General features: G+C 61.0%; 15 protein-coding genes and 1 tRNA gene. 13 read left to right on the top strand and 3 right to left on the bottom strand.

The annotated features are described in order from the left end of the window. The first annotated feature begins 19 nt into the window (after nt 1–19). Nucleotides 20–96 (top strand) — tRNA-Asp (locus Q1V57_RS07515). Between the two features lie 39 nt (nt 97–135). Here Q1V57_RS07515 and Q1V57_RS07510 read toward each other — a convergent pair. From Q1V57_RS07510 to Q1V57_RS07500, 3 genes are all read right to left on the bottom strand, one after another. Next, complete coding sequence (locus Q1V57_RS07510; protein WP_300529265.1) at nt 136–1,617, bottom strand: ATP-binding protein; 1,482 nt, start codon at nt 1,615–1,617, stop codon at nt 136–138. A gap of 33 nt (nt 1,618–1,650) precedes the next feature. Beyond that, entirely contained in the window at nt 1,651–1,929 is a 279-nt protein-coding gene (locus tag Q1V57_RS07505) for a hypothetical protein (RefSeq protein WP_300529263.1), read from the bottom strand. 120 nt (nt 1,930–2,049) lie between these two features. Further along, entirely contained in the window at nt 2,050–3,591 is a 1,542-nt protein-coding gene (locus tag Q1V57_RS07500) for an AbgT family transporter (protein ID WP_300529261.1), read from the bottom strand. Between the two features lie 147 nt (nt 3,592–3,738). Between Q1V57_RS07500 and Q1V57_RS07495 the strand changes: the two genes are divergently transcribed. The 12 genes from Q1V57_RS07495 (at nt 3,739) to nuoH (ending at nt 14,322) form a co-directional block, all read left to right on the top strand. Continuing rightward, nucleotides 3,739–4,200, top strand: a complete 462-nt coding sequence (locus Q1V57_RS07495; protein WP_300529259.1) for a hypothetical protein — start codon at nt 3,739–3,741, stop codon at nt 4,198–4,200. 125 nt (nt 4,201–4,325) lie between these two features. Next, complete coding sequence (locus Q1V57_RS07490; protein WP_300529257.1) at nt 4,326–4,853, top strand: methanogen output domain 1-containing protein; 528 nt, start codon at nt 4,326–4,328, stop codon at nt 4,851–4,853. Nucleotides 4,854–4,858: 5 nt separating this feature from the next. After that, nucleotides 4,859–5,947 carry a HAMP domain-containing sensor histidine kinase gene (locus tag Q1V57_RS07485; protein WP_300529256.1) on the top strand — a complete coding sequence of 363 codons (1,089 nt, stop codon included), beginning with the start codon at nt 4,859–4,861 and terminating at the stop codon, nt 5,945–5,947. A 254-nt stretch (nt 5,948–6,201) separates the two neighbouring features. Next, nucleotides 6,202–6,570 carry an NADH-quinone oxidoreductase subunit A gene (locus Q1V57_RS07480; RefSeq protein WP_300529255.1) on the top strand — a complete coding sequence of 123 codons (369 nt, stop codon included), beginning with the start codon at nt 6,202–6,204 and terminating at the stop codon, nt 6,568–6,570. A 6-nt stretch (nt 6,571–6,576) separates the two neighbouring features. Next, nucleotides 6,577–7,143 carry an NADH-quinone oxidoreductase subunit B gene (locus Q1V57_RS07475; RefSeq protein ID WP_300529253.1) on the top strand — a complete coding sequence of 189 codons (567 nt, stop codon included), beginning with the start codon at nt 6,577–6,579 and terminating at the stop codon, nt 7,141–7,143. Between the two features lie 11 nt (nt 7,144–7,154). Further along, a complete protein-coding gene (locus Q1V57_RS07470; protein WP_300529251.1) occupies nt 7,155–7,757 on the top strand; it encodes an NADH-quinone oxidoreductase subunit C in 603 nt (200 codons plus the stop codon). Between the two features lie 3 nt (nt 7,758–7,760). Continuing rightward, nucleotides 7,761–8,963, top strand: a complete 1,203-nt coding sequence (locus Q1V57_RS07465) for an NADH-quinone oxidoreductase subunit D (RefSeq protein ID WP_300529249.1) — start codon at nt 7,761–7,763, stop codon at nt 8,961–8,963. After that, the gene (gene nuoE / locus Q1V57_RS07460) at nt 8,960–9,625 is read left to right on the top strand and encodes an NADH-quinone oxidoreductase subunit NuoE (protein ID WP_300529247.1); all 666 of its coding nucleotides are present in this window, start codon (nt 8,960–8,962) and stop codon (nt 9,623–9,625) included. The genes Q1V57_RS07465 and nuoE overlap by 4 nt, the downstream gene beginning before the upstream one ends. Next, nucleotides 9,626–10,939 (top strand): NADH-quinone oxidoreductase subunit NuoF, encoded by a 1,314-nt coding sequence (nuoF, locus tag Q1V57_RS07455; RefSeq protein ID WP_300529245.1) that lies wholly within the window; start codon nt 9,626–9,628, stop codon nt 10,937–10,939. Nucleotides 10,940–10,944: 5 nt separating this feature from the next. Beyond that, the gene (locus Q1V57_RS07450; protein WP_300529243.1) at nt 10,945–11,154 is read left to right on the top strand and encodes a hypothetical protein; all 210 of its coding nucleotides are present in this window, start codon (nt 10,945–10,947) and stop codon (nt 11,152–11,154) included. A 3-nt stretch (nt 11,155–11,157) separates the two neighbouring features. Further along, the gene (nuoG, locus tag Q1V57_RS07445) at nt 11,158–13,251 is read left to right on the top strand and encodes an NADH-quinone oxidoreductase subunit NuoG (protein WP_300529241.1); all 2,094 of its coding nucleotides are present in this window, start codon (nt 11,158–11,160) and stop codon (nt 13,249–13,251) included. A 6-nt stretch (nt 13,252–13,257) separates the two neighbouring features. Further along, a complete protein-coding gene (gene nuoH / locus Q1V57_RS07440; RefSeq protein WP_300529239.1) occupies nt 13,258–14,322 on the top strand; it encodes an NADH-quinone oxidoreductase subunit NuoH in 1,065 nt (354 codons plus the stop codon). The last annotated feature ends 90 nt before the right edge of the window (nt 14,323–14,412 follow it).

Genomic DNA, 14,412 nt, shown 5'->3' with positions numbered 1-14,412 from the left:
CGCTTCGGCGAGCACCATTGCGGGTGTAGCTCAGTTGGTTAGAGCGCCGGCCTGTCACGCCGGAGGTCGCGGGTTCGAGTCCCGTCACTCGCGCCACTTTTTTCCAGACAATCTGTTGAACTTGAAAGTGGTGCGTCAGGCTTGCCGGCGCAGGCTTTGTGCGACGTGGAAAGCGCGATCGCCCTCGAGCAATTCCTTGGACACGTCCAGCAATTCATCCTGCTTTACGGGCTTAGCCAGAACCGCGTTGAAGCCGGTCGCCTCGTATTCGGCGATCTGGTGCTCCATGACATTGGCGGTATTAGCGATGATCGGCGCGGGCAGGCGGTCAATCTGTGATTCCATGGCCCGTATCCGGCGTGTCGCTTCGACACCATCCATCAGCGGCATGCGGATATCCATGAAGATGATATCGAAGGGCCGTGCTGTGCAGGCATCGACGGCTTCCGCACCGTTTTCGGCGAAGGCGATCTGACCGTCCAGCGGACGCAGCAGGGCACCCAGCACCATGCGATTGGTCATATTGTCATCGACGATGAGAATCGCCGGGCCTCCGGCCTGGTCGTTGGCCGAAGGTGCGGCTGCCGGTTTCGGCGCCCGGGCCGGAGCGGTTTCGACGCGCGGCAAGGGCAATTCGATACGAAAACGGGTGCCGCGGCCTTCCTCGCTGGCGACATCAACCGTGCCGTCCATCAGCTCGACCAGACGTGAGACAATCGCAAGGCCCAGACCGGTGCCGCCAAACTCTCGCGATGTGCTGTTTTCGGCCTGAACGAAGGGATCGAAGACACTGTCGAGCTGGTCACGGCTCATGCCGCGCCCGGTATCGCTAACCGTCAGGATCATGCGGTCATGATCTTCCGGATCGACGCCGATATCGAGCTGGACCGACCCGCTCTCGGTAAACTTGACCGCGTTGGAGAGAAGATTGTGCAGGATCTGGCTGATGCGGTGCGGATCGCCTGTGCGTTTGGCGTCTGGCGTCATCGGCGCCAGGAAGTTTACGGCAAACTCCAATCCGCGTTCGCGGGCCTTGAGCGAGTGGGCCCGGCGCAGGCTGGTGATCATTTCGGAGGGGTCGAACTCGACCGGATCAATCACCAGTTCACGCGCCTCGATTTTGGACAGGTCGAGAATGTCGTTGAGCGTCGCCAGTAATAGTCGGCCACTATCCTTGATCGTCTGAACGTATTTTTTCTGCTCTGCTTCCAGCCCGCTATCGCCAAGCACTTCGGCCATGCCGAGGACGCCGTTGAGCGGCGTGCGGATCTCATGACTCATATTGGCCAGGAACTCGGTCTTGGCGGCATTAGCATCGTCCGCCTTGGCTTTTTCGGCCCGTATGCCCTCGACCGAGGCGATCATTTCATTGCGATAGACCCCGGCGCTGACGAAAACGAATATCGCCGAGGAACACAGCGCGGCCATCACGGTGGTAAAGTCGACGCTGGCGAGCTGGGCTGTCAGCTCAGCCGGGATCAGGGCGTAACAGTAGGAATAGGTGCCGATGGTCGCAGTGAGGGCCGCTGCACCGCCGCGCCAGCCGAGAACCAGGGTAATGGTCATCACAGCCGGGATCAGCAGCAGGTTGGACGGGCTCAGCAATTGTGAATTCATCACCGACAGGCAGATGATCAGCCCGACGACGGTTTAGCCAACAATCAGGGCGCGGGTGTTGAACGCGTTATAACCATTGATCAGGAGTGGCGCGCCGAGACAGACCAGCGAGATCGCGAAGCTGTTTCCAATGAGGAGCGGAAACTCCTGAAAATACTCCAGGTTCATGATCGAAATAGCGCTACCGGCAAGGCCTGCAAGGACGCAGAATGCGGTCAAAGCGCGTTCTGATGCCACGCGCAAGCGCGAGTTGTCATCGCGTGCCGGCCAATATCGACGGCTGAATTCCGCCCAAACAAACTTCATCACCATACTCCCCAGTCCGGGAATATAGGGCGAAAAAGGTTACGAAATAGGTTTATGCGCTAGGTATTATTAGCAAACCGGCCGGGGCGGGCATGAATTTGCCCGCCCCGGCGGTGACGTTTCGGGCTATTGCGCCGGGGTCAAACCGGTCGCGTCATAGCTGACCGGGGCAAGGCCCGGGCCGAGCGGCAGGTCGGCAAGAACGAAAATGCCCAGCACGCCGAGCGAGACCACCAGGATGGCCACGGAATAGGGCAGCATCGTCGCGATCAGGCTGCCGAGGCCGAATTCCGGCACATAGCGACGGGCAAAGACCAGGATCAGCGGCATGTAGGGCAGGAGCGGGGTGATGATGTTGGTCGCTCCATCACCGACGCGATAGGCGGCGGTGGTGGCATCCGGGCCGATGCCGAGCAGCATCAGCATCGGCACGGCGACGGGAGCGAGCATGGCCCATTTCGCCGATGCACTGCCGACAAACAGGTTCAGCACGGCGGTCAACAAGACCATGGCAACCAGCAGGAGCGGCGCAGGCAAGCCGGAGGCCTGCAAGGCCGCAGCGCCGTTAATCGCCAGGATGGTGCCCAGATTGGACCAGGAGAACAGGGCCAGGAACATCGCCATGACAAAAGCGAGGATGATGTAGACGCCCATATCGCTCATCGCGCCGGAGGCCATGCCGACCGCGTCCTTGTCGGACTTGATCGTGCCCGAGGCGATACCGAAGGCCAGGCCCATGAGCAGGAAGGCAATCATTGAGATCGCCACAATGGCGTTATAGAAGGGCGCCAGATCCCCAGTCTCGTCCCGCAGAATACCGTCGGCCGGAACCGTCATTGAGACGACCCAGGCAATCAGCGCGACCATGACGACGCCGGCGGCCATGAGGCCGCGCTTTTCGGCGGCGGTGAGATCGGTGGTCGGTGCGTCTTCCTCTTCACCGTTTTCACCCTTGATGCCTTTCCATTCGCCCAAGCGCGGTTCGATGATCGCCTGAGTGACCCAGGTGCCGGCGATGACGACGGCCGGGGTGAGCACCATGATGAAGTAATAGTTCGACAGGATGTTGAGTTGCCAGTCCGGATCGATGAACTGAGCGGCCTGGACGGTGATGCCGAGCAGGAGCGGCTCAAGCGGTCCCGGGAACAGGTTTGCGGAGAAACCAGCCGAGACACCAGCAAATGTTGCGGCGATACCCGCGATCGGATGGCGTCCGACCGAGGCGAAAACGATACCGCCCAAGGGGATCAAAACCACATAACCCGCATCAACGGCCAGATTGCCCATCACGCCGGCAAAAACGAGCGTCGCGGTCAACAGCGTGTTGGGAACCCATCCGACGAGCGCGCGCAGACCCGCACCGAACAGGCCGGTGCGCTCGGCAACGCCGGCGCCAATCATCACCACCAGCACCAGACCGAGCGGTGGGAAATTGACAAAGATGGAAGTGAATTCGGTCAGCAAGCGGGCGACATTGTCGCCACTCAGCAGTGACTGCGCCGCGATCGTTTCACCGGTTACCGGGTGGGTCGATTCCAGTCCTGCGCCGGCAGCCAGCACCGAAATGGTGACCACGGCGGTGATCAGAATGACGAAGATCGTCACAGGATCGGGCAGGCGATTGCCTGCGCGTTCGACGAAATTCAGGATACCATTACCAATATTCACGTCTCTCTCCCCTGTGACGTTTCGCCGACAAATGAGCAGGGAAAGGCGATTTAGGCAATGGCTGACGCCTGTGGGGCGTGTCGCGGGGGACGCGCTGCCGGGTATTCCCACTGCTCCGCGGGGGCGTTGCAGCGCAGTTTGGCGGCCATGCCGTTCTTGCTTGATCTTGTTCGCTATCAGTCCTGGTCTTTCCGCGCGACCTGGCCGCCGCTTCTGCTCTGCCTTGCGGCGATTGCTCTGGCGGTGGGTCTTGGGCCGATATTCCCGCCGGCCTATGCGATCGGTGCCGTCGGTGCAGGTCTGCTGGTTTTCGATGCCGCTGCGCGATTGCGTCAGGCCGAGGCCATCCGGGACCTAATCCAGAGGCATAACGGTCTGACCGGGCCAGCCTTGTCACAGTTTCGGCAGGCGCGCGCGTCCTGGTGTTCGCGCCGGGCGGCCCTGGCGGCGGCGCATTCAGCGGGGTGCGGCGGCGAGGCGCGGGCGCTTGTTTTGAAGTGGGGTTACAAACCCTGGCATGTCTTTCCGGACGGCGCCTTCTCCCGGCGCTCACCCTTCCTGCAAACATCTTTCTGGCGATCTGTTATGGGGCTGCCGCGCCGGCGCTGAGGGGGTCGAAAGTTGATGTGGGCCGGTAGCTATGCTTGTGGTAGTGTAATAATACATGCGGTGAAAGGCGCTCGCCGTATCCGGCCGGCCGTCTAGCTTATCTTCCGAGCTGTACGAGGCAGACCATGACACAGACCGATAACCTTTTTGCTGATCTGCCGATTACCCGCGACCGGGATCAATTCCTTCGCGAATTGGTGCGCGAACTTGCCGGCACCCTGGAAGACGTCGTCGGCCTTGAAGATGCTGAGGGCTTTGTCAGCGTCGTCGGCAACCGCATCGGCGACATCATGAACAGGGAATACCGTGAGCTGTCTCATGCCGCCAAGCTCGACCTTGAGCAGGTCGGCGCGGCGCTGGTTGATCTCAAACGCCGGATTGATGGCGGGTTCACGGTCGAAAGCCTGAGCGATGACGCCATCGTTCTGACCAATACGCGTTGCCCCTTTGGCCAGTATGTGCAGGACCGCCCATCGCTATGCATGATGACATCGAACGTTTTTGGGCGCATTGCTGCCGACAATAACGGTTATGCCCGCGTTGCTATCCCTGAGGCGATTGCCCGGGGAGATCGTCAGTGCCGGGTCGTGATTTCGCTCAAGCCCGGCGCGGTCGCGCCGGATGGCGCGCGTGAATATTTCGCGCGGGATTGAAAGCGATGTTCCAGGCCCTCTTCCAGATTAGCAAAACGCCGATGCTGCTGGTGAGCACATCGCGCGAGATGCTGGTTGCGAACACTGCCTTTCAACGCCTGGTCAGGAGGTCTGACGCCGAGCTCATTGGTGCCAAGGTCGACACCGTGCTGGATTGCCCGAAACTGGATGTGGCATTCAGTGACGCGTCGGCCATCGGCGGCTGGATTCCGCTCAGGGTTCAGGTGCATCAGGAGGTGGGGGATGTATCCCTCGATGCCCAGATTTGCTGTTTGCGACGGCATGGCCATACTGACACATTCTGTGTCACGGCGTCGCCGGCCAGCCGCTCCCGCGTCGCGTTCCGGCGCTTGCGCGAGGAATTGTCCGATGCCCGTGCGATCGCCGCGGCGGAAATGTCCGAACGGGCACAGCTGACCGAAACTAATCGCCGGCTGCGTGAATTCGCCATGCGAGCAGCGCACGATATACGTGGTCCGCTGGCGCACATCTCGCATGCCCTGAGTTTGCAGCGCCGGACTGGCGATGATGCCGAGAAACGCGCGCAATTGCTTGGCATGGCCGAGCAGTCGGCGCGCAATCTTTCCGATCTCGTCAGTAATCTCCTGGCGTACTCCGAAACCACGTCTCAGGTGCTTGAAACCAAGCCGGTCGCCTTGGACGGGCTGGTGCAGGAGTTGGCGCTGACGCTTGGCGGCGATGCGCTGGAGCCGGGCTGGCTAGAAGCCGAGGGGCTCGCGACGGTGATGTGCGATCCGACCCAGGTCCGCATGATTTTCCTCAACCTCATTGGCAATGCAGTGAAATACCGGCATCCGGGCCGGCCTTTACGCGTCGTCGTGGAGGGGCGCCGGTCCGGGCCGACCTATACGGCGTCGATCTCCGATAACGGACTGGGCTTTTCTCCGGATATCGCCGAACAGATTTTTGAACCCTTTGTTCGTGGCCGCTCGGAAGAGACCGGCTCGGGGATCGGGCTGGCGACCTGCCGCGAGTTTGCCCATAATCATGGCTGGACGTTATCGGCTCATGGTGAGCAAGAGCGTGGTGCCCGGTTCGACATCGCAATTCCCGTGACCAGTCTTGTACAGTGAATAGGCGGGAAAACTGGGTGTGTGCAGCCCTGTTTTTGCGAATGTTTTGCATCTAATGCCGCAATTGTGGCCAGCGTGGCAAAGAACTGAGTTCGGGCGGTCTTTAGCGCTTGCTCGAACGCCCGCCGCGCACTAGCTTCCGCGCCAAATCGGGCAGGGGGCCCGGCCGGCGTTTTCGATTCGCTTCCCCGCGAAACGGCGCCTTGAGCCGCCCAGGCCCGACACGACGGACCGAACACGGGCGAGGCCTTGCCATGGAAACGCTGCTTCTCGACTACCTGCCGATTCTCATTTTCTTCGGCATTGCCGCCGTTCTCGGCATCGGCTTCATGCTGGCCGCGTTTGTCATCGCGCCGTCAAAACCGGATCCGGAAAAAGTCTCGACCTATGAGTGCGGCTTCAACGCCTTTGATGACGCGCGCATGAAGTTCGACGTCCGTTTCTATCTCGTCGCAATCCTGTTCATCATTTTCGACCTGGAAGTGGCCTTCCTCTTCCCATGGGCGGTCAGTCTCGGCAGCACGCTGGGCCCGTTCGAATTCTGGTCGATGATGATGTTCCTCGGCGTCCTCACCATCGGCTTTATTTACGAGCTGAAAAAAGGCGCGCTGGACTGGGAGTAAGAAGTCATGGCCTCTGATCACACCACCCCCGCCGGAATGGCTGGCCGCGCTGCGGTCCCGCATTACGATCCGAAGAAGCACGACCCGTTCTTTGACGGTGTCAGCGACGCGCTGGCCGATAAGGGCTTTGTCGTCGCTGCAGCTGACGACCTCGTGACCTGGGCCCGTACCGGCTCGCTGATGTGGATGACCTTCGGCCTGGCCTGTTGCGCCGTCGAGATGATGCAGGCCTCCATGCCGCGCTACGACGTAGAGCGTTTCGGCTTCGCCCCGCGTGCATCCCCGCGCCAGTCCGACGTGATGATCGTCGCCGGCACCCTGACCAACAAGATGGCCCCGGCCCTGCGCAAGGTCTACGACCAGATGCCCGAACCGCGCTACGTCATCTCGATGGGGTCTTGTGCGAATGGGGGCGGGTATTATCACTATTCCTATTCGGTGGTGCGCGGCTGTGACCGCATCGTTCCGGTCGACGTCTACGTCCCGGGCTGCCCGCCGACAGCCGAAGCGCTCGTGTACGGTATTTTGCAGCTGCAAAAGAAAATCCGTCGCGAAGGCTCGATCGAGCGCTAGGAGAGGATGAGATGAGCGAAGCCCTTCAAGCCCTCGGCGAACACATTGCCGGCCAGCAGGAAAGCGCGGTCAAGTCCTGGTCCGTCACGCATGGCGAACTGACCGTGGAAATCCACGACGACCGCATCGTCGACATGCTGCGCTTCCTGCGCGATGACGCGGCCTGCCGCTTCACCTCGCTGATCGATATTTGCGGCGTCGACTACCCGCAGCGCGCCGAGCGCTTCGAGGTCGTCTACCACCTGCTGTCGATGCAGCAGAACCATCGCATCCGCATCAAGCTCGCCGTCGATGAGGACACCGCCGTCCCGTCCGTGATCGAGCTGTTCCCGGTCGCCAACTGGTTCGAGCGCGAAGCCTTCGACATGTATGGCATCGCCTTCTCCGGTCACCCGGATCTGCGCCGCCTGCTGACCGATTACGGTTTCGAGGGGCATCCGCTGCGCAAGGACTTCCCGCTCACCGGCTTCATGGAAGTGCGCTGGGACGACGAAGAAAAGCGCGTGGTCTACGAGCCGGTCGAACTGGTTCAGGAATATCGCGATTTCGACTTCATGAGCCCGTGGGAAGGCGCCAAATACGTCATCCCGGGTGATGAGAAGGCGGAGGGCTAAGGCATGGCTGATATCGAAACCACCGAATCCCCGCGCAATTTCACGATCAATTTCGGCCCGCAGCACCCGGCCGCACACGGCGTTCTGCGCCTCGTGCTGGAGCTGGATGGCGAGGTCGTCGAGCGCGTCGACCCGCATATCGGTCTGCTGCACCGCGGCACCGAGAAACTGCTCGAGCACAAGACCTATCTCCAGGGCATCGGCTATTTCGACCGCCTCGATTATGTGGCGCCGATGAACCAGGAGCACGCCTTCTGTATGGCGGCTGAGCGGCTGGCCGGGATCACCGTGCCCAAGCGTGGCCAGTATGTGCGCGTGCTCTACTCGGAAATCGGACGGATCCTGTCTCACCTTCTCAATGTGACGACCCAGGCCATGGATGTCGGCGCGCTGACGCCGCCGCTCTGGGGCTTTGAGGAGCGCGAGAAGCTGATGGTGTTCTATGAGCGCGCCTCGGGTTCGCGCATGCACGCCCACTATTTCCGCCCGGGCGGCGTACACCAGGACCTGCCGCCGGAACTGATTCAGGACATCCGCGCCTGGTGTGACAGCTTCCCTAAGGCGCTCGACGATATCGACGACCTCCTGACCGAGAACCGCATCTTCAAACAGCGCAATGCCGATATCGGTATCGTGTCGAAGGAAGAAGCGCTCGAATGGGGCTTCTCCGGCGTCATGGTGCGCGGTTCCGGCATGGCCTGGGATCTGCGCCGTTCGCAGCCCTATGAGGTCTATGACGAGCTGGAGTTCAACATCCCGCTCGGCAAGAACGGGGATTGCTACGACCGCTATCTCTGCCGCATGGAAGAGATGCGCGAGAGCGTGAAGATCATGATCCAGTGCTGTGACTGGCTGATGAAGCCGGAAAACCAGGGCGAGGTTCTGGCCACCGACAGTAAATTCTCCCCGCCGCGCCGGGCCGAGATGAAGCAGTCGATGGAAGCGCTGATCCAGCACTTCAAACTCTACACTGAAGGTGTCCACGTCGATGCCGGCGAGGTCTATGCCGCCGTTGAAGCGCCCAAGGGCGAGTTCGGCGTCTATCTTGTCGCTGACGGGTCCAACAAGCCGTACCGCGTGAAAATCCGCGCACCGGGCTTTGCTCACCTTGCGGCCATGGATCACCTCAATCGCGGTCACATGCTGGCCGATGTCTCCGCCATTCTGGGGTCACTTGATATCGTCTTCGGGGAGATCGACCGATGAGCGTTCGCCGTCTCGCGAAAGAACAGCCGGAAAGCTTTGCCTTCAACAAGAAGAGCGAAGACGAGATCAAGTTCTGGCTCGCCAAATATCCCGAAAGCAAGAAGGCCTCTGCGGTCATTCCGATGCTGTGGATCGCGCAGAAGCAGGAAGGCTGGGTCTGCGAGCCGGCCATCCGCGATATCGCGGACCGCCTGTCCATGCCCTATATCCGCGTCTTCGAGGTCGCGACCTTCTACACCATGTTCAACCTGGCTCCGGTCGGCGAGAACCTGGTCCAGGTCTGCGGTACGACGCCGTGCATGCTGCGCGGGTCTGAAGATCTGATGTCGGTGTGCAAGAAGCGCATCGGCAAGCAGCACGAGATGTCCGAAGACGGCAAGTTCACCTGGGTCGAAGTGGAGTGTATGGGCGCCTGCGCCAATGCCCCGATGATCCAGCTCGCCAATAAAGACGGCGATCACTACATCGAAGATCTCGATGCCGAGACGTTCGAGAAACTGCTCGACGATCTCGCCGCCGGAAAAAAGGTCGAATTCGGCCCGCAATCCGAGCGCAACGCATCTGAACCCCACGGCACCAAGGTTCTCTCCGACCCGTCCCTGTATGACGGTTCGCGTGCGAAGAAGATCAAGCTGCCGAATACCGAAAAGGCGGAGGGCTAAATGGTCGAGCTTCTCCAGGATAAAGACCGGATTTTCACCAATCTGTTCGGGCATCACAGCCCGGGTCTGGACGCAGCCCAGCAACGCGGTGCCTGGAATGGCACCAAGGACATGCTGGACATGGGCCGTGACTGGATCATTGACCAGATGAAGGCTTCGGGCCTGCGCGGCCGCGGCGGCGCCGGTTTCCCGACCGGTCTGAAATGGTCCTTCATGCCCAAGGAAGTGGGCGCGCGCCCGCATTATCTCGTCGTCAATGCCGACGAATCCGAGCCGGGCACGTGTAAGGACCGCGAGATCATGCGTCATGATCCGCACCTGCTGATCGAAGGCTGCCTGATCGCCTCCTTCGCGATGCAGGCGCATGCTTGCTACATCTATCTGCGCGGCGAGTACGTCACCGAACGCCTGGCGATGGAGAAAGCCGTCAAGGAGGCCTATGAGGCCAAGCTGATCGGCGAGAAGAACGTCCATGGCTGGCCGTTCCACGTCTATATCCATCACGGCGCCGGCGCTTATATCTGCGGCGAGGAAACGGCTCTGCTGGAAAGCCTGGAAGGCAAGAAGGGCCAGCCGCGCCTGAAGCCGCCATTCCCGGCCAATGCGGGCCTTTATGGCTGCCCGACGACCGTCAACAATGTCGAATCCATTGCTGTGGCCGGTACCATTCTGCGCCGCGGCGCAGAATGGTTCGCGAGCTTTGGCCGCGAGCGCAATGTCGGCACCAAGATCTTCTCGATCTCCGGCCATGTGAACAATCCCTGTAACGTCGAAGAAGTCATGTCGATCCCGATGCGCACGCTCATCGAGACCCATGCCGGCGGCGTGCGCGGCGGTTGGGACAATGTCAAAGCCGTGATCCCCGGCGGATCCTCGGTCTCGCTGCTGCCCAAAGACATCTGCGACGATGTGCTGATGGATTTTGATGCGCTCTCGGCGCACAAGTCCGGCCTCGGCACCGCAGCCGTCATCGTCATGGACAAGTCTACCGACGTGGTGAAGGCGATCGCGCGGATTTCCTATTTCTACCGTCACGAAAGCTGCGGCCAGTGTACGCCGTGCCGTGAGGGTACGGGCTGGATGTGGCGCGTCTTGACCCGCATGGCTGCGGGCGAGTCGACGATCGAAGAGATCGACATGCTCCTGGACGTTGCCGGTCAGGTTGAAGGTCACACGATCTGCGCCCTGGGTGACGCGGCCGCCTGGCCGGTCCAGGGCCTGATCCGTCATTTCCGCTCTGAAATCGAAGAGCGGATCAATAATTATCGCGAAGGCAAGCCGGTGTTTGTCTCGCAGGCTGTGGCGGCGGAGTAAGCGCGATGAAGTTCATCGGTGATCCACGCTTCATGCATGTCATCTCGCACCAGGGTGAGAAGCTCATCCTGCGCGTCGACTGCATCGCGTCCGTTCGCGAGAACGACAAGGGTGGTGCCACCGTGACTTTCCTTCCCGAGACCAGCTATCTCGGCGAAATCAAGCTCCAGACGTCTATCGAGGAAGTTTCGGCCCTGTTGAAGGCGAAAGAATAAGCCATGAGCGAAGATCTCCGCAAAATTGTTGTCGACGGCGAGGAAATCGAAGTTCCGAATTCCTACACGCTGCTGCAGGCCGCCGAGGCGGCTGGCCGGGAAATCCCGCGCTTTTGCTATCACGAGCGTCTCTCGGTCGCCGGTAACTGCCGGATGTGCCTGGTCGAGCTCGTCGGTGCGCCGAAGCCGGCCGCATCCTGTGCCATGCAGGTGCGCGATATGCGCGGCGGCCCGAACGGTGAACCGCCGGCGATGAATACGCTGTCGCCGATGGTCAAGAAGGCACGCGAAGGGGTGATGGAGTTCTTGCTCATCAACCACCCGCTCGATTGCCCGATCTGTGACCAGGGCGGTGAATGCGACCTGCAGGACCAGGCCCTGGCCTATGGCCGTACCGGCTCGCGCTTCCCGGAAAACAAGCGCGCGGTCGAAGACAAGGAAATGGGTCCGATCATCAAGACGGAAATGACGCGCTGCATCCAGTGTACGCGTTGCGTCCGTTTCGTGACCGAGGTCGCGGGCGTGCCGGAAATCGGCATGATCGGTCGCGGCGAAGATGCCGAGATCACGACCTATCTGGAAAATGCCGTCACCTCGGAACTGTCCGGCAATGTCATCGACCTGTGCCCGGTCGGCGCGCTGACCTCCAAGCCTTACGCTTTCAACGCGCGTCCGTGGGAGCTGAACAAGACCGAAACCATCGATGTGATGGATGCGGTCGGTTCCAATATCCGCGTCGACAATCGCGGCACGGCCGTTCTGCGCATCCTGCCGCGCACGCATGAAGGCGTGAACGAGGAATGGATTTCGGACAAGACGCGCTATGCCTGGGAAGGCCTCGGCAAGCAGCGTCTCGATCGTCCTTATGTTCGCGAAAACGGCAAGCTGCGCCCGGCCGACTGGTCTGAAGCGCTTTCCGTGGCGGCTGAAAAGCTCGGTGGCGACGCTTCCAAGATCGGCGTTATTGCCGGTGACCTGAACTCGGTTGAAGAGCTCAAGGCGGTCAAGGACCTCGCCGATGCGCTCGGGATCGCTTCGATCGATTGCCGCCAGGATGGCGCCAAGGTCGGTGGCGGTGCGCGCGAAGGCTATCTCTTCAACACCACGATCGCTGGCATCGAGGAGGCGGATGCCATCCTCATCGTCGGTGCCGACCCGCGCACCGAAGCAGCCATCATCAATGCCCGTATCCGCAAGACCTGGCTTAATAACGACACCCAGGTCGCGGTTATCGGCGAAGCGGTTGATCTGTCTTACGAGTACGAGCACCTCGGCACGTCGGCAGCGGATCTGGCCGGTCTCAAGCGCAAGCGTTCCGGCTTCATCAAGACGCTGAAGGACGCCGAGCGTCCGATGATCATTCTCGGCTCCGGTGCTCTGACCCGCGGTGATGGCGCGGCCATCCTCAATGCGGCCGGTGACCTCGCCGACAGCATTGGTGCGGTCAAGGACGGCTGGAACGGTTTCAACGTACTGCACACGGCGGCCTCCCGCGTCGGCGGTCTCGATCTCGGCTTTATTCCGGGCGAGGGCGGTCACGATGTGGCGGCAATGCAGTCCAACGCCATGGATACGGTCGTCCTGCTCGGTGCAGACGAGCTCGACATGTCCAGCTTCGGCGATGCGTTCGTCATCTATGTCGGCAGCCATGGCGATAATGGTGCGCACCGTGCTGATCTCATCCTGCCGGGCGCAGCCTGGACCGAACAGGACGGGATTTTCGTCAATACCGAGGGCCGGGTTCAGCTGGCCTATCGCTCTGTCTTCCCGAAAGGTGAGGCGAAAGAGAACTGGGCCATTTTCCGGGCCCTGTCCGAGCGTCTCGGCAAAACCCTGCCGTACGACAATCTTGAGCAATTGCGCATGAAACTGTTCGAGGACCATCCGGTTCTCGCCGGTATCGATCATGCGCCGGGCGCTGCCAGCGCTGCCGATTTCGACGCCAAGTCGATCGGCGCGGCCGGCGATGTGGCGGATGAGGCTTTCAAGCCGGCTGTCACCAACTTCTATTTCACCAACCCGATCGCGCGGGCTTCGGAAACGCTGGCGGCTTGTTCCGCCCTCAAGACCGAACCGGCCAAGGTCGCAGCGGAGTAGGGCGCAATGACGGATTTCGTTGCACAATTCGGCGCCTGGGGCGGGTTCGGCATGGCCGTACTGCAGATCCTGGGCTTCATGATCGTCCTGCTCCTGTCGCTGGCGTTCCTGCTGCTGATGGACCGGAAAGTCTGGGCCGCGGTGCAGATGCGCAAGGGCCCGAACGTCGTTGGCGCCTTCGGTCTGCTGCAATCCTTCGCGGATTTCTTCAAATTCGTATTCAAGGAAATTGTCGTTCCGGCCGGTGCGGACCGCACGCTCTACCTCCTGGCCCCGCTGATCACGCTGATCCTGGCCTTCGTCACCTGGGCTGTTGTGCCGGTGGCCCCGGGCTGGGTCATTGCGGACATCAATGTCGGTATTCTCTACCTGTTCGCGATGTCGTCTCTGGGTGTTTACGGCATCATCATCGGCGGCTGGGCCTCGAACTCGAAATACCCCTTCCTCGGCGCGCTGCGTTCAGCCGCGCAGATGGTCTCCTACGAGGTCTCCATCGGCTTCATCATCGTCACCGTGCTCCTGTTTGCCGGTTCGATGAGCCTGACGACCATCGTCGAGCAGCAGGCCGGCGGGTTCTGGAACTGGAACCTCCTGGCGGGCCACACCTTCCCGGTGCCGATGTTCCTGGTCATGATCCCGATGGCGGTGATCTTCTTCATCTCGGCCCTGGCCGAGACCAACCGTCCGCCGTTCGACCTGCCGGAAGCTGAATCCGAGCTCGTGGCCGGTTACCAGGTCGAGTATTCCTCGACCCCGTACCTGCTGTTCATGATCGGTGAGTATCTCAACATCGTCCTGATGTGTGCGATGACGACCATCCTCTTCTTCGGGGGCTGGAACCCGCCGATCGAGCTGGATACGTCGGAGTGGCCGTATCTTCTGTCGAGCCTGTGGTACTTCTTCTGGTTCGCCATCAAGGTCGTCTTCTTCTTCTTCATGTTCGCGATGGTGAAGGCCCTGGTCCCGCGTTACCGCTATGACCAGCTGATGCGCCTGGGCTGGAAAATCTTCCTGCCGGCTTCTCTCGTCGCAGTCGCCCTGGTTGGCGCCTACATCGTCTACGGAACGTAAGGGTAAAGCTCATGAGCCGTATCCAACAAGCCATTCGCGGCGCGCTCCTCCTGGACTTCTGGTCCGCTTTCGGACTGGGCATGCGCTACT

Origin of the sequence: Maricaulis sp. (assembly GCF_030149425.1) — a bacterium.
Taxonomy (GTDB): Bacteria; Pseudomonadota; Alphaproteobacteria; order Caulobacterales; family Maricaulaceae; genus Maricaulis.
This window is presented reverse-complemented; position numbering and strand designations above follow the sequence as displayed.

Bases quoted from the DNA above. Each gene is read 5' to 3' on its own strand.
- Q1V57_RS07510 (WP_300529265.1), bottom strand. From the start codon at position 1,617: ATGAATTCACAATTGCTGAGCCCGTCCAACCTGCTGCTGATCCCGGCT.
- Q1V57_RS07505 (WP_300529263.1), bottom strand. From the start codon at position 1,929: ATGGTGATGAAGTTTGTTTGGGCGGAATTCAGCCGTCGATATTGGCCG.
- Q1V57_RS07495 (WP_300529259.1), top strand. From the start codon at position 3,739: ATGCCGTTCTTGCTTGATCTTGTTCGCTATCAGTCCTGGTCTTTCCGC.
- Q1V57_RS07490 (WP_300529257.1), top strand. From the start codon at position 4,326: ATGACACAGACCGATAACCTTTTTGCTGATCTGCCGATTACCCGCGAC.
- Q1V57_RS07485 (WP_300529256.1), top strand. From the start codon at position 4,859: ATGTTCCAGGCCCTCTTCCAGATTAGCAAAACGCCGATGCTGCTGGTG.
- Q1V57_RS07480 (WP_300529255.1), top strand. From the start codon at position 6,202: ATGGAAACGCTGCTTCTCGACTACCTGCCGATTCTCATTTTCTTCGGC.
- Q1V57_RS07475 (WP_300529253.1), top strand. From the start codon at position 6,577: ATGGCCTCTGATCACACCACCCCCGCCGGAATGGCTGGCCGCGCTGCG.
- Q1V57_RS07470 (WP_300529251.1), top strand. From the start codon at position 7,155: ATGAGCGAAGCCCTTCAAGCCCTCGGCGAACACATTGCCGGCCAGCAG.
- Q1V57_RS07465 (WP_300529249.1), top strand. From the start codon at position 7,761: ATGGCTGATATCGAAACCACCGAATCCCCGCGCAATTTCACGATCAAT.
- nuoE (WP_300529247.1), top strand. From the start codon at position 8,960: ATGAGCGTTCGCCGTCTCGCGAAAGAACAGCCGGAAAGCTTTGCCTTC.
- nuoF (WP_300529245.1), top strand. From the start codon at position 9,626: ATGGTCGAGCTTCTCCAGGATAAAGACCGGATTTTCACCAATCTGTTC.
- Q1V57_RS07450 (WP_300529243.1), top strand. From the start codon at position 10,945: ATGAAGTTCATCGGTGATCCACGCTTCATGCATGTCATCTCGCACCAG.
- nuoG (WP_300529241.1), top strand. From the start codon at position 11,158: ATGAGCGAAGATCTCCGCAAAATTGTTGTCGACGGCGAGGAAATCGAA.
- nuoH (WP_300529239.1), top strand. From the start codon at position 13,258: ATGACGGATTTCGTTGCACAATTCGGCGCCTGGGGCGGGTTCGGCATG.